The organism is Spirosoma aerophilum (assembly GCF_054782495.1).
This window is the reverse complement of record NZ_BAAGSJ010000013.1, coordinates 2,187,403-2,201,806: the sequence shown is the minus strand read 5'-3', so window position 1 is coordinate 2,201,806 and position 14,404 is coordinate 2,187,403. Positions and strand designations below refer to the sequence as shown.

Annotated in this window: 14 protein-coding genes; 7 read left to right on the top strand and 7 right to left on the bottom strand. The window is 46.6% G+C overall.

The window, feature by feature from the left end; translation table 11 throughout:
- The first annotated feature begins 27 nt into the window (after window positions 1–27).
- Entirely contained in the window at window positions 28–1,497 is a 1,470-nt protein-coding gene (locus ACYVK4_RS20485; protein WP_461129387.1) for a sigma-54-dependent transcriptional regulator, read from the top strand.
- An 87-nt stretch (window positions 1,498–1,584) separates the two neighbouring features.
- Here the strand turns inward: ACYVK4_RS20485 and ACYVK4_RS20480 are convergent, their stop codons facing one another.
- Complete coding sequence (locus ACYVK4_RS20480) at window positions 1,585–2,229, bottom strand: porin family protein (protein ID WP_461129386.1); 645 nt, start codon at window positions 2,227–2,229, stop codon at window positions 1,585–1,587.
- Window positions 2,230–2,892: 663 nt separating this feature from the next.
- Here ACYVK4_RS20480 and ACYVK4_RS20475 point away from each other — a divergent pair.
- The 5 genes from ACYVK4_RS20475 to ACYVK4_RS20455 all read left to right on the top strand — a co-directional run bounded on the left by ACYVK4_RS20475 (window position 2,893) and on the right by ACYVK4_RS20455 (window position 7,205).
- Window positions 2,893–3,333 (top strand): response regulator, encoded by a 441-nt coding sequence (locus ACYVK4_RS20475; protein WP_461129385.1) that lies wholly within the window; start codon window positions 2,893–2,895, stop codon window positions 3,331–3,333.
- Between the two features lie 90 nt (window positions 3,334–3,423).
- Window positions 3,424–4,902 (top strand): two-component system sensor histidine kinase NtrB, encoded by a 1,479-nt coding sequence (locus ACYVK4_RS20470; protein ID WP_461129384.1) that lies wholly within the window; start codon window positions 3,424–3,426, stop codon window positions 4,900–4,902.
- A 293-nt stretch (window positions 4,903–5,195) separates the two neighbouring features.
- Complete coding sequence (locus ACYVK4_RS20465) at window positions 5,196–5,408, top strand: DUF2188 domain-containing protein (RefSeq protein WP_461129383.1); 213 nt, start codon at window positions 5,196–5,198, stop codon at window positions 5,406–5,408.
- Window positions 5,409–5,927: 519 nt separating this feature from the next.
- Complete coding sequence (locus ACYVK4_RS20460) at window positions 5,928–6,434, top strand: pyridoxamine 5'-phosphate oxidase family protein (RefSeq protein ID WP_461129382.1); 507 nt, start codon at window positions 5,928–5,930, stop codon at window positions 6,432–6,434.
- Between the two features lie 45 nt (window positions 6,435–6,479).
- Window positions 6,480–7,205: a DUF3891 family protein gene (locus ACYVK4_RS20455; protein WP_461129381.1), complete on the top strand. Its 726-nt coding sequence runs from the start codon at window positions 6,480–6,482 to the stop codon at window positions 7,203–7,205.
- Between the two features lie 94 nt (window positions 7,206–7,299).
- Here the strand turns inward: ACYVK4_RS20455 and glgX are convergent, their stop codons facing one another.
- From glgX to ACYVK4_RS20430, 5 genes are all read right to left on the bottom strand, one after another.
- Window positions 7,300–9,420: a glycogen debranching protein GlgX gene (gene glgX / locus ACYVK4_RS20450; RefSeq protein ID WP_461129380.1), complete on the bottom strand. Its 2,121-nt coding sequence runs from the start codon at window positions 9,418–9,420 to the stop codon at window positions 7,300–7,302.
- Window positions 9,421–9,564: 144 nt separating this feature from the next.
- Window positions 9,565–10,020, bottom strand: a complete 456-nt coding sequence (locus ACYVK4_RS20445; RefSeq protein ID WP_461129379.1) for a ferritin-like domain-containing protein — start codon at window positions 10,018–10,020, stop codon at window positions 9,565–9,567.
- Between the two features lie 172 nt (window positions 10,021–10,192).
- Window positions 10,193–10,540: a DUF3140 domain-containing protein gene (locus tag ACYVK4_RS20440; protein ID WP_461129378.1), complete on the bottom strand. Its 348-nt coding sequence runs from the start codon at window positions 10,538–10,540 to the stop codon at window positions 10,193–10,195.
- A gap of 2 nt (window positions 10,541–10,542) precedes the next feature.
- Window positions 10,543–10,761: a hypervirulence associated TUDOR domain-containing protein gene (locus ACYVK4_RS20435; protein WP_461129377.1), complete on the bottom strand. Its 219-nt coding sequence runs from the start codon at window positions 10,759–10,761 to the stop codon at window positions 10,543–10,545.
- A 66-nt stretch (window positions 10,762–10,827) separates the two neighbouring features.
- Window positions 10,828–11,541: an OmpA family protein gene (locus ACYVK4_RS20430; protein ID WP_461129376.1), complete on the bottom strand. Its 714-nt coding sequence runs from the start codon at window positions 11,539–11,541 to the stop codon at window positions 10,828–10,830.
- Between the two features lie 424 nt (window positions 11,542–11,965).
- Between ACYVK4_RS20430 and ACYVK4_RS20425 the strand changes: the two genes are divergently transcribed.
- Window positions 11,966–13,165 carry an alpha/beta hydrolase family protein gene (locus tag ACYVK4_RS20425; protein ID WP_461129375.1) on the top strand — a complete coding sequence of 400 codons (1,200 nt, stop codon included), beginning with the start codon at window positions 11,966–11,968 and terminating at the stop codon, window positions 13,163–13,165.
- On the opposite strand, the gene ACYVK4_RS20420 is transcribed toward ACYVK4_RS20425, so the two are convergent.
- Window positions 13,125–14,279 (bottom strand): hypothetical protein, encoded by a 1,155-nt coding sequence (locus ACYVK4_RS20420; protein ID WP_461129374.1) that lies wholly within the window; start codon window positions 14,277–14,279, stop codon window positions 13,125–13,127. The genes ACYVK4_RS20425 and ACYVK4_RS20420 overlap by 41 nt on opposite strands.
- Window positions 14,280–14,404: the final 125 nt, after the last annotated feature.

The window sequence follows — 14,404 nt, the reverse complement described above, 5'->3', positions numbered from 1 at the left end:
TCTACCTGAACAAGCTGCTTCCTCTTCATGGAAAAAATTCTGATTATTGACGATAACAATGATATATGCCTGCTTCTAGAGCGATTTCTAACCAAGCAGGGATATAAAACGGCATCGGTACAACGAGGTGACGACGGCCTTGTATTATTAAGAAAAGAGTCGTTTGAACTAGTTATCTGTGATTTTAAACTTCCTGATATTGATGGTTTGGAAATGCTTCGCCGTATCAAGGTGATGAATCCAACAACAGCCGTTATCATTATAACCGGATACTCCGACGTTCGTGTGGCTGTGCAAACCGTTAAGCATGGGGCGTATGACTACGTTACCAAGCCGCTTTATCCTGACGAAATCCTGTATACCATTAAGGGTGCTCTTGAACGCAGGAGCCAATCCTTAAGCCAGCCTAAAAGTGTTGCTCCGGCGGCTGCTCCCGCAAAACCAGCGTCAACCCGCACATCGTCATCAAAAACAGCACTGACGCCCGATGGAAAGCGATTTATTTTCGGTAAAAGCCGGGCGGCTGAACAACTCCAGAAGCATATTGATCTGATAGCCCCAACGGATATGTCGGTTATTATAACTGGCGAGACGGGTACGGGAAAAGAGTTTGTTGCAAACGCCATTCACCTTAAAAGTAAACGCGCTGACAAACCCTTTGTGGCCATTGACTGTGGCGCTCTGGGTAAAGAACTGGCCGGCAGTGAATTGTTTGGACACGTTAAAGGCTCATTCACCGGAGCCATGTCTGACAAAGCGGGTAGTTTTGAGTTTGCCAATGGAGGAACGATCTTCCTGGACGAAATTGGGAATCTCTCCTACGACAATCAGATCAAATTGCTGCGTGTACTGCAGGAGCGGAAAATTCGTCGCATAGGTAGTAATCAGGATATTCCAGTAGATGTCCGGATCATTGTGGCTACCAACGAGGATCTGCGCGAAGCCGTACGTCAAGGTAAATTTCGGGAAGATATTTATCACCGTATTGCTGAGTTTGAAATGCATTTGTCGCCCCTGCGGGAGCGGAAGTCCGATATCATGATCTTTGCCGAACACTTTCTGGAATTGGCAAATATTCAGTTAGAGAAGGATATCATAGGTTTTGAAGAAGAGGCTAAGGATAAGCTGAAGGAATACTACTGGCATGGCAATCTCCGTGAGCTACAGAATGTGGTCAAACGTTCGGTACTGCTAACACAAGGCGATTATATTGAAGCAGATGTGCTCCCTCAGGAAATCGTATCCCCCCAGTATTTGACTTCGGAAGATACCGGTGCGCCAAATATTCAGATAAATTACGACCCCGCCCGCCCTGGCGTCCCCGTTTTTAGCCAGTCAGCTGCCAATCTGAAGTCAGTTTCAGAAAATGCAGAAAGAGCGGCTATTCTAAAGGTTCTGGAAAAAACCGGCTATAATAAAACGAAAGCGGCCGAAGTACTTAACATCGACCGGAAGACACTCTATAACAAATTAAAGGCGTACGACATACACCTTTAGTAATAGCCTGCTGGCACAAACGAAAGACGGGGTAAGTGGTTTCCTGAGAAACACTTACCCCGTCTTTCGTTTGTGCCAGCAATAATATTAGTTGATGCTAAAGCCAACGGAAAGCAGACCTACGCCGTTTTTAGCACTTCCCAAAAGGGTTTTCGCAGCACCACTGTTGGCAATCTGTTGCAGACCCTGTGCGTAGCGAGCGCCGACAAAAGCTTTTCCGAAATAGATATTCAAACCACCGGCAACACCATAATCGACTTTATTGAAGTTGTCCCGACTGATAGCAGCCGCACCCGAACCAAAATCTCCGTTGGAGTTTACATTCGAATTAAGCAGGTAAGAAACATAAGGGCCAGCCTGCAATTCAACGGCTTGACCTAACTTGAACGTTGCCAGAACGGGTAATTCAGCGTAGTTAAGTTTAAATGTATTTTTGCCACTGAAACCAAACGTGTTGTAATCGGCCGAAGCCCCTTTTGTCGTGTATAATAATTCAGGTTGAATAGCGAAAAATTCGCCTAGCGGAGCTTGTGCAAATACACCAACGTGGAAACCAATACGCTCGTTTTTATTTGTGACACCCTGGCTATCGTAGTAAAGCGAGCTGGCATTCAGACCACCTTTAACCCCGATTCGGGTGCGGCCTTGTGCTGAGGCATCCGTGCTGTTAAACAAAAACGATCCCGTTACCAACACGGCTGTTGCGAATAATGTGTTTACTATCTTTTTCATAACGATTAGTGAATTAAGGACAGAGAAAGAAAGTACTGTCTTATGCAGGTAATAGGTTAAAATCGTGCCAAACCTGCTTAATTAGCTCGCAGATGGGCTATCCTATTGTATTATACCTATTTGGTGCTAATCAGATCGTAGCTGGGCAATCGTAAATCAACTAGAAATTGAGGAGGGAATTCCCCATTTTGTGGAAGAGATCATTCAGTTTTTACAAAATTGCCGCTTCACAACAGAGATGCTGTTCGAGTCTATAAAAAGGCGCAATCGGATACTCTCAGTAAATAGGAAATTGACTAAATAGTATTACCTCACTGTTATCTTAACATGAAATATTTAGAATAGTATAGATTTTTTGGAACAGAAATAATTGATAAAAAACAAAGGCTGAGCAGGCTACATTGAATATTTAGTTGAAGCTTAAGCAAGCTTAATAGCGGGTTCGGTTCCAGAAAAGTTAGTTTTGTACTATTTTGAAGCCTAGTTAACAACAATAAATTAATGTTTTTAAGTATCTTTGAATGGAAAGAGTGACAATTGACAACTGGTAATAGGTGATTTCAACCGTTTAAATTTTTACTGATCGCAAGAACGCTACTTACCATAACGTATAAATTAAATTGCATTACCGTAGCCGTAACTACTTTATCCAAAATTAACTGTATGCACCGTAAGCAAACCCTTATGACCATCCTGATCGCTGATGACGATTCTGATGATCGGTTGTTCATGGAACGCGCTCTTCGACAGAGTGGATATACCCAAACTATACAATTTGTTGAAGATGGTGAGGAACTTATGGAGTATCTGCGTCAGACCGGACGTTATGCTGACCAGAATGTGCCCTGGCCTGATTTGTTAATCCTGGACCTGAACATGCCCCGCAAAAATGGCTTTCAGGCACTCAGTGAAATAAAAGATGATTCAAAATTACGCCGACTACCCGTAGTTGTCATGACTACATCGTCGGCAGATGAAGATATTTTGAAGACCTATACACTTGGTGTCAACTCGTTTGTAACAAAGCCATTTAACTTTAACCGACTGGTCGAAATGGTCGGGGCTTTGAAAACTTACTGGATGGATACTGTTAAATTACCGTAAGCGGTAAGGATTTTCTTGATAAGGCAGCTTTAAATGAGCTGATTAGTATGTGTTTACTACTATGAGTTACTCATTAACCGCACTTAATATATGACTCCCGTTGCGGCTCTACTCGACGTTGCTAACGAAAAAGAAACAATTCGTGTCTTACTGATTGAAGATGACGAAGACGACTATCTGCTGACAAAAGCATTGGTGTCGGCCAAGGAAAACGCAACCATCAAACTCGATTGGGTAGATAGTTATGACCTGGCTCTTGAAGTTGTCGATACACATAATCACGATGTTTATCTTGTGGATTATCGGTTAGGCCATCATACCGGCATTGACCTGATACAGGAGGCTTTCCGCCGGGGATGCCGGGCACCTATGATTCTGCTTACCGGGCAGGATGACCTGACCGTCGATCAGTCGGCGTTGGAATTGGGAGCGGCTGACTATCTCGTTAAAGGACGCATTGATGCGCAGCTTCTCGGCCGTAGTATTCGGTACGCGCTCCGTCAGGCGAGCGTTTTGGCCGAAGTAGCCCAGAAAGAAAATAAGTACCGTTCGCTGTTTGAGCGCTCTATCGACGCCATTTTCGTTGCCAGTAATGAGTTACGCTTTCAGGATGCCAACTCGTCGGTGGAGCGATTGCTGGGTTATAGCCGTGATGAACTCCGGACGCTGAATCCAGCCCGGTTATTTGCTGACCTTAATCAACTGCGTAACCTTCGGTTCAATGTCCGTGAACATGGACAAATCAAAGATTTTGAAACGACACTCATTCACCGGAATGGCCGGAAACGGATTTGCTTAATCTCGGTTTGGGCAGTTGAAGACCTCGTTGGTCGACCCGAGTGGTACCAGGGTATTGTACGGGATATTACTGAACAGAAAAAAGCACAGCAGGATCTTATCCTGGCCGAGAAGCTGACAATGACCGGTAAAATTGCCCGTAGTATTGCTCATGAGGTACGAAACCCGCTGACAAACCTAAGTCTGGCGCTTGAACAGCTTAAAGATGAGCTGGATACAGACAATGAGTTCATTACCATGTTTACGGATATTATAGGCCGTAATGTGGACCGTATTGGCCAGCTTATTACCGAAATGCTCAATTCGTCGAAACCAAGAGACCTCGACCGGAAGAAGCAGGACTTTAATCTGGTTGTTCGCGAAACCCTTCAGCTCGTTAGCGACCGTATCAAACTGAAACGAATGCGGCTGGAAACAACCTTCGTTACCGACGATTGCCACGCGCTGATCGACCGGGATCAGGTAAAAACGGCATTGCTCAATATTCTTGTCAACGCTGTTGAGGCCATGCAGGAAGGAAAAGGTGTGCTGTGCGTCAAAACGTTTTGTACGGAGGACAAGCGCGTGTATGTAGAAGTGACAGATAATGGAGGTGGAATCAGCGAGACGGATAGACAGCGCTTATTCGATCCTTTTTTCACTGGTAAATCGGGTGGTATGGGCTTAGGCTTGACCGCTACCCAAAATATCATCAACAGCCATAAAGGGTCTATCGAGGTAGAAAGCCAACTTGGTGCCGGTACAACATTCCGCTTGTACTTTCCTAAATAAGGCTTTTCCATATAAGTTTTTATTTCCGGCTAATCCAGGAAATCCAGAAGCCAGTTTCTCTACAGAAACTGGCTTTTTTGTGGAAAAAGGTGAGGATTTTTTTACACACCCCCTTAACAGATTTCTACAAACTTATACCTGAGGAGACGTCTTTTTCAGCTTATAATAAAACTGATGAAATTGGTAAGTAGCTCATTTGTAGGCGATTGATTCTCTATGCCTTTGATATTGATTAATATCTTATTTACTGGCACAATATAAGCTATTAGATACGGTAACTAGATATCAACGCTATGTGGTCAACAACGCACTTTCCGGCGGCAATGCGGTCGCTTAATGCAAGTACTCGGGCTAAAGCAATCGAAATTGCTAACCAACTGCTTGAAGAGGGGCAAACAGATAATAATCGGATAGTAGCCATTAGTATTGATGAAGCTCGTAGCTGGGCGCGTACTGGCAGTACGCGGCAGGAGTGGGGAAACGCGGGTATTCCAACGTTTGCCTAGTTGAGTTAATCGGAAGATTTGTTCGTTATGATCTGGAAAAAAACTATTTACGATTCTTTGACAAACTGTTCTACACTTTGTAATGAATTTGCCACAGAATGTCTCAACTCCAATCGGGTTGAAGAACTTTATCATAGCATATTTTTAAACCTCGATTGTGCGGAGATGTGCCGTAATCTGGCTACGCTGTACGTACGAGGTTCTACCAACGTGCGCTCATTGGCTAAATCTTGTATTGAGCTATGCGAGAAGTGCGCCCAGGAGGTTCAAGCATTTGATTCTGAACGAAGTTGGCAGGTATATGCTATATGCCAACAAACAATTCGCAGCTGTGCGAACATCATAGAAATGGGGGCTCATTCCGACTCTGATAGCAGGAAGTCAGGAAGATCACCCATGTCATCGTTTTATGATATAGACCGTCAGCCTTCTTCGTTGAGGTAGGTGATTTCGGTAAAGCAGTACCTGTCTTTTCGCTGATACTCACTACCGGGACTTTTAATAAATTAGTACAACGTTATGGAAACGAAACAACAGACAAATAAGCAGTTTGAGAAAATTAGCGATATGATCGAAGATATTCGTATCGCGATGCTCACTACTGTTGATGAACAGGGTAATCTGGTTAGCCGTCCTATGGCAGCTCTTCAGGTTGATGAAGATGGCTCCGTTTGGTTCTTCACCCAGCGTTCATCGCCCAAGGTTGACCAGATTGATAACAACGCTAATAAAGTTAATCTGTCTTTTGCCGATGTCGATGATGCCAGCTATGTATCTGCTTCGGGCACAGCCCAGGAAGTGGATGATCGGGCCAAGATCGATGAACTTTGGAATCCACAGGCGAAAGCCTGGTTTCCCAAAGGAAAAGATGATCCGGATCTGACCTTGCTAAAGGTGCATGTCGATATGGCTGAGTATTGGGATTCGACCGATAGTACCATGGTTCGATTCTTCCAGCAGGCAGCAGCGGTCATAACCGGCAATCCGCCAAAAATGGGAGAAAACGAAAAAGTTTATACTAATTAACAAGTGAAATCGGACCGCTACGGCGGTCCGATTTCGTTTTCCCCTATGATTGTCACACAAACGGATACAGGTTGGCAGATTATAAACCAGCAGGCGCACGGTTTACTGGCTGTGCAGTTAGCTCTTCACTGGCAAGTCAATAAACGACCTGTGAACTGGATTGAAACGTTAATTGCTTTGACGGAACACGATGATGGTCAAGACGCCTGGGAGGGAAGAAACCACCTTACCACGGCTGGTGCGCCCCTGGATTTCCAGTTGCTGGAATACTCGGTAGAACAGTGTCGGAATATGATTCAGATCGGTCTGCAAAAAAGCCGCTGGAACGCCCTGCTCATGTCCAAGCATACTTCATTCCTATATGAGCCTAAGCGAGGTACCGATAAGGCGCTGGATGAGTTTCTGGATCAGCAGGTCAACAATCAGGCCACCTGGCAAAAGGAAACCAATGCGACGAAAGCAGAGGTTGACTATGCCTATGCGTTTCTACAGTGGTGCGACGCGCTATCACTGGTACTGTGTATGGGTCAAGTTCCACCCGAAGGCCGTCGCTTGGAAGTGAGCAAGGGCCCCGATGGTGTATCGTACTATATACATCAGGACACCAGTGGTTCACTCAGTGTAGACCCCTGGCCGTTTGACGCTTCCTCGTTTGATGTCCACATTGAGACATTTCAGGTTAATAAACTGGCCTTTAAGAATGATAAACAACTTTACGACGCATTACACGCTTCTCCCGTATCGGTAAAGGCCTGGTCGTTCACTAAGTAAAAAGTAGCTTTTCAGACTTCCCGATTCCATAAAAAAAGCCGTAACAAGTAGTTGTTACGGCTTTTTAATTGACTGCGCTAGTCGTTTGTGTCTCTTACCGAAGGCGCAAAAGCAACGACGACCGGCCGGGTACATGGATAGAATGGCCGCCTTTTACAGGTTCGCCATCCGGATGAATTTTACCCGAGGACGTGTCGACAACCACTTCCCACAGCGATTTTTTTCGACCGATTTTAGGAAGCATGAATTCGATGTCTTCCCAATAGGCATTCAGAACCCAAATCAATTGTTCGTCACCAATATCCTGCCCGTCTTCTGTCTGTTCATCTACCCGCATACCGTCCATGAAAAGAGCTAAGCATCGGGTTCCCGGATCTTCCAAATCCGCAGCGGTCATTTCACCACCGTCGGGCAGCAGATAAGCCATCTGTTCATTACCAAAGAACCGGCGACGGCTCAATATAGGAGTAGCTTGTCGCAGGGCTGTAAGTTGGCTCGTGAAGTCGAACAAAGCCTGCTGCTTCTCGTCCCAGTGCCAATCCATCCAGCTAATTTCGCTATCCTGATTGTAGCCATTATTGTTCCCATGCTGCGTACGGCCGCACTCATCGCCCATTACGATCATGGGTGTTCCCTGGCTCAGAAGCATAGTTGTCAGGAAATTACGCTTTTGGCGTTCACGCAGTTCATTAATGGCCGGATCGTCGGTAGGTCCTTCGACACCACAGTTCCAGCTTAGGTTATCATTGGAACCGTCGTTATTATCCTCGCCATTGGCTTCGTTGTGCTTCTCATTATAGCTAACCAGATCGTTCAGCGTAAAGCCATCATGCGCCGTAATCAGGTTAATGCTATTGGCTGGCGAACGGCCATCATTGGCGTATAGATCAGGGCTGCCCAACAGGCGCAACGCTGTTTCATTGGCTTTACCTTCTTCACCTTTCCAGAAGGAACGAAGCGTGTCCCGGTACTTACCGTTCCACTCCGACCAGCGTACGGGGAAACCGCCTACGTTGTACGATTGAATATCCCAGGGTTCGGCAATCAGCTTTACCTGCGCCAAAATTGGATCCTGAGCAACGGTATCCAGAAAAGAAGACACGTTGCCAAACTCTTCGTCGGTACGGATGAGGGCAGAAGCCAGATCGAAGCGGAAACCGTCGACGTGCATGTCGGTAACCCAGTAACGCAGGCTGTCCATAACTAACTGCAGCACACGTGGATGGCTCAGGTTGAAGGTGTTCCCCGTACCGGTATAGTCCATGTAATACTCGGGCTTGTCGCCAACCTGATGGTAATATACACGGTTGTCGATTCCCTGGAATGACAACATGGGGCCTAACTGGTTTCCTTCTGCCGTGTGGTTGTACACGACATCCAGAATGACCTCTATACCGGCTTTATGCAGATTTTTTACCATCTCCTTAAACTCCGATACCTGCTGTCCGGCCATGCCCGAGGAAGAGTAGGTATTTTGGGGGGCAAAGAACCCAATGCTGTTATAGCCCCAGTAGCTTTCGTCCGTAAACTGATGAACAGGAAGTAATTCAACGGCGGTAATGCCCAGTCGTTTCAGGTAATCGACGCTCTCGGGGGTGCCTAATCCGGCATACGTTCCGCGGATATCCTCGTCGATGGTTGGGTGCAGATGCGTAAACCCTTTCACGTGCATCTCATAAATCACCGAACGGTGTAAGGGCGTGTCGGGAGATTTATCATCGGCCCAGTCGAACTCACTGTCTACCACTACGCTTTTAGGCATGGTGGGGCCGCTATCTTCTAAACTCATCTCCAAAGGAGCGTTTTGATCCTGCGACCGTTTATGGTAGTCATAGCCCAGCCATGCATCGTTATGGGTAACGGGTGCACTGATAGCGCGGGCATAAGGGTCGAGTAGTAATTTGTTGGGGTTGAAGAAATGGCCTGCCTGTGGTTCATAAGGTCCGTCTACCCGGTAACCGTAAAGCTGTCCGGGCTGTAACCCATCTAGATAAATATGCCAGACAAGCTCGGTTCGCTCCAGCAGAGGGATACGAACTACTTCCCGCGTTTCGTCGGTTGCATCATATAGGCACAGCGATACCGCCGTTGCATTTTCGCTGAAGAGAGCAAAGTTAACACCTTCGCCATCATACGTAGCCCCCAGGGGATAGGGTTTTCCAGGTTTTGTCTGGATGGATTCGAAAGAAAATTTCGATTTGGATTGTTTACTCATAACGTAACTGTGTAGGGAATCATAGACATGCTTTCGTAGCGTCTTTGTTGGTTAACATCTTGTCAATTGCGATTGTTTTTGGCGCTGCTTAAGCACAAAAAAGCCTACCTCCATAGGAGGCAGGCTTTCCAATCCCACCATTCACTACACTACCAAGGCCAAACGAGCCATCGTCGAATTGGCCGAATCGATGCTCTGTTTTTGTTGAAGCAATAGCTCGCGTGTGCTGGCCGCAAGGTCCGTTTCCTGCAACACGGCGTTATATGTTTCCAGGGCTTCTTGGTCGCCCCGGTGGCACTCCTGAACGGTTGCTTTGTCGTCGTCGGAGGCAAATGTCGATTTAATATTGATCCAGGCCCGGTGTAAATCAGCGGTGAAGCTGGTTCCATTATCTGGCTCTCCACCCAAGGCTCGGATCTCACGATCGAGGGAAAGGGCAAACTCCGACCGCTGGCGCGACTGAGTTAAAAACAGGCTCTTCAATTCGTTATCCTTCGCATTTTCAGCGGCCTCTTTATAGCCTTTTTCGGCGTCGTGGCTGAGGGTCAAAAGACGGCTCAGTTGATCAAGTATTTCACCTCTTGTTTCTTTGACATTCATAACGTGAGTATTTAAGTGGGGTTGATTAGGTAAAAAATTTATGGAGTTGAGTAAATCAGAAAGTGCTGATGAAATTGTTGTTTCGGATACTTGTCAGGTAATTATTTATGAACTGGATGACATAGTAACTAAATAACAAATAACCTGTTTTATTAGTAAGGTAACGGCCCCGTCAGTTTTTGCCCGGATCGTGTCCCCAGTTTTTTAATGAGTATTCCCAGTTAGAGCCTTCAACATGAGCAGGGCGCTGGGCACTATGTCGTTTTACATAGCTGACAACCTTGCTCATGTGCTCATAGTCACCATCAGTTAAATCAGCCGTCTTCTTATTCAGAATTTCAATAATCCGGTGCCCTGACTTATGTCCGACCGACTCGTCATCGCCACCCTTTACCTGTCCGACAGATTTTGATTCCTCCGTTTTCAGCCATTTCTCGATTTGAGAAGCTGACATGTTTACCGCAGCATCAAAATCCTTTTTGACCGACTTCTTCTCCGATTCGTTTGTCAGTGCTGCCATGATTACTTGCTGGTTTTCGTGACTTCGCTCGCCGACTTGACAATCTTCTTGTTGCCCTGTTTGATAACCAGAGCAGGTTCTTCGGCAGAGCCTTTCCGCTTCACCTTAGTCCCCTGAACGGTTTTCTCTACATCTTCCTGGTGAACCTCGGCAACGGTACCTTTCGCTTTACCTTTCCCGAAATTCCAGGTTACATCGTCGCCTTTTTTTACCGTTGCCATTCTATAGGTTTTTTAGAAAAGAAATTAAGGTAGCTGTGTAATTTCAAGCACAGCTACCTTATTCGTTTATTCACTTACTTTACCAGCTTTCGCTTCACGCTGCAACTGTTTGTTAGCAAAAACGGCTACATCCACTCGCCGGTTTTGCCGACGGCCTGCTTCCGTTGTGTTATCAGCCACGGGTTGTGCTTCTCCGTAACCAAGTTCCTCAACCCGGGACGTTTTCACTCCCTGTGTTTCAAGGTACTTACCAACAGCCTCAGCTCTTTGTTTGGATAATTTTAAGTTGTGATCGTCGGAACCGGTTGCATCCGCATGCCCCTCAATTCGTATATCCGTGTCTTCGTATTTATTGAGCGACTTAGCAAATTCAGTCAGTTGCTGTTTCGTTTCCGCTTTAAGAGCGTACGAATTCACATCGAAAAGAATATCGGAACCAAGCGAGACCTTTATCCCTTCGCCAACCCGTTCGACTTGAGCATTTGGCATCTGGCGTTTGATCTCCTCTGCCTGTTTGTCCATCCGGCGACCGATAACGGCTCCGGCAGCACCACCAACCGTGGCTCCCAGAATGGCACCTAATGCTGTGCTTCCTTTCTTGTTGCCAAGTATACCGCCAATAACAGCACCACTACTGGCGCCGATTACACCACCCTGCTGGGTCCTGTTCAATGAACTGTTTGATGATTTGCAACTTGTTAAAACGTTACCTGACAAAACACCAGCGGCCATAAGGACCACAAGTGTTCTTGTTCCGGTTGATTTCAACTGACTATTCATAGTGTTGTGAAAATTTGGTATTAGCTATATGTATCCAAACGCTATACCACTTTACAAAATCAATGAAACATTCTCTTGTCTACGTGTAGGTAAGTGCCTGTTAGACAGAGTATAGTCTAGGGAAAAGAAAAGTATCTGAATAATAAAAGTTTATTAAATTTATAGAGTAAGCGGGAAGATAGATGCCTATTGTTGTAGAGTGGATTCCACAACAATTAATGAACTGTGTGTATTCTGTTAAATAGATAATTGGCCAAAAAAAACAGACAAATAAAAAAGGTCTGTGAATGTATAAGTAAAGCTTATGGTTGACTGTTAATCAGTTAGTTATATGAGCGTTTTTGGGCTTCAGGAGTGGGTATAAACAAACGAAACAGGCCTGATTAACGTTAGAAATTAGCATGACCTTCATCTCTCAAATTGCATGATATTATTCAAGTCAACAATAGCTTTATTTCTTATTGGGGCTATGCTGCTGGTTGGCCCTACCAGTTGCAGGCAGTCACAAGAAAATGACCCGGTTGCGCCCGTACCCGCGCGTACCCTGATCAGTAGCAGCCTGATAGGGGAGTATACTACCGACCAGCTGCGTAATCGGTTTACCGGTGTCAATGCCCCTTTACAATTCTTTATCCGATATGGGATAAAAGCGTACCGGCTGGAGTACACTACTACCAACACAGATGGTAAGCCAATCAGGGCGTCAGGGGCGCTCATTGTTCCGGTTGTGCCCACAGCGGTGCCCTTACTGAGTATGCAGCATGGCACCATTACAAGCGAGAATGATGCCCCATCGAATTTCCGGTCCAGTAGCGAAGCCTACAGTTTTGGGTCAGTATTTGCCTCACAGGGGTATATCATTGCCGCACCGGACTATATCGGCTATGGAGCTTCGAAGGATTTGCCGCATACCTACGAACAACGAAATGGGCTGGCTACGGCATCGCTCGATATGCTGCGGGCCGCCCGCGATTTCCTGAGCGATCAGAAGATCAATTGGGACAAGCGATTATACATCGCCGGGTATTCGGAAGGTGGCTATGCAACCTTGTCGCTTCAAAAGAAAATTGAGGAAGAAACAGGCAGGGAATTCAACCTCGTTGCGTCGAGTTGCGGGGCCGGGGCCTATGATAAACCGGCTTTTATGAAGCAGGTAATCAACGATAAAACAACGGGAGTCGATTACGTCAACCGACTCTATGTGTGGGTTTTACAGACCTACGACCGTGTGTATGGGCTTAATCGGCCGATGTCATCCTACTTCAAAGAGCCCTATGCGACGCAGATTGCCGCTCAGGGTATGAACGCGTCCATTAATGTCAGCCTGAATCAGACATTCACCGATAGTTTCAGGCAGGGCATCAACGAGGGAACGGACAAGGCGTTTCTGGCGGCTGTTCAGGACAACGACATTCACGACTGGAAGCCCAATACCCCAACCCGCCTGTATCATGGTGATGCCGACGAGATTGTGTCTTTCCTGAATTCGCAAAATGCCTATGACGCCATGCAGAAGCGGGGTGCCACGAATGTTGAGCTGATCCGTATAAAAGGGGCTACCCATGCCACGGGCATCCTTACCTTTATTTTAGGGACGTACGATTTTTTTGGTTCAGTACAGTAACGATCGTGTAAGCGGCCTGGTTGGGTTGGCGCGTCCGATTACCAACCTTCGTCAGGCCGCGATCATCGTCGTGAATCAATAAAATTCGTTTGGCGTCAAGAAACGTAAGGTCTTCTGCTTTATGACCGGGTGTGTGAACCGGTTGACCCTGGGCATCCCGAATGAGTGTAAAAGGCTTGTTGGCTTTTAAATCATCGGGCGAAATGGTCCAGAGGTAAGCATCCAGTTTGTCATTGGCTTCCATGGATGTCAACATCCAGAATCGATTCCGGTATGAATCATATTCAAGACTGGACAGGGCCAGGGGGGCGGGTAAGGTAGGGTCCAGCTTGGCAATGTCAAAATCATTGATAATTCGCCAGTCGTTTGCCAGCCGAATGCGTTCTCCTGCGCTGGTTTGGTCCATTCTGTATGACACACAGATAATTTTGGCCCGGTAGGTGAAGCTCTCATACGATTTCCCCTCTTCCCGAATGCCGAAGAATAATTGCTGATTGGTAGCCGCTAACCCTTCAATTTTGAAGTAAGGTATGGCTCCCGGAAATTCATCGGTGGCCAGCAGGTTCGCAATCTGCTGCCGGTAGGCCATCGATGTGCGGCTGGTATCGTCGGGAGCCAGCACATGTGGGTGTTGCTCGTCGCCGGTGCGCCAGTAAAGAATCGTGTTGTACCCATCCCAATCGTGGCTACCTGCCTTTACCCGATCAAACGCGGTGGTCAGAAAAACAAAACTGCGCGGGTTATTGGCTTCAGCGGGCGTTTTAGCAAAATCTTCGTATTTGCGGGCGGCTGAAAAAACGGGCTGTGTCAGATAAGCTGGTGTTATAGTCGAATCCCCCAGTGTGCCCGGCGCCTTAGTAAAGACCGGACTCTGGTTTGCGGGCATATCCTTATCGTTAGCGAAGAAGATATTGCGGCCATCAAATAATACGGCAGAGGCTTCACACCATACCGGCTGCCCGTTCAGTACAGTACCGGCGGTAAAGCAGTTCAGAAAGCCTTCTTCGGTAATACGGGCAGTGAGGGGTTCGGTCGTGGCAGGAAGTTTAGCGGTTTTACAGCTACAAGCAAGTAAAACAGCTAGTATACAAAGGGCAGGGAAGCGATAATTCATACACAAAAAGAGGCTAATAAAGGCCGCGAATTTAAGGGCCTAATCGACTCAATCGTATACAGGGTTTATAATACGGTGAAAAAGTATCGGGGCTGGTCGATCGTGCCGGTACTGTGTTGGGGAGA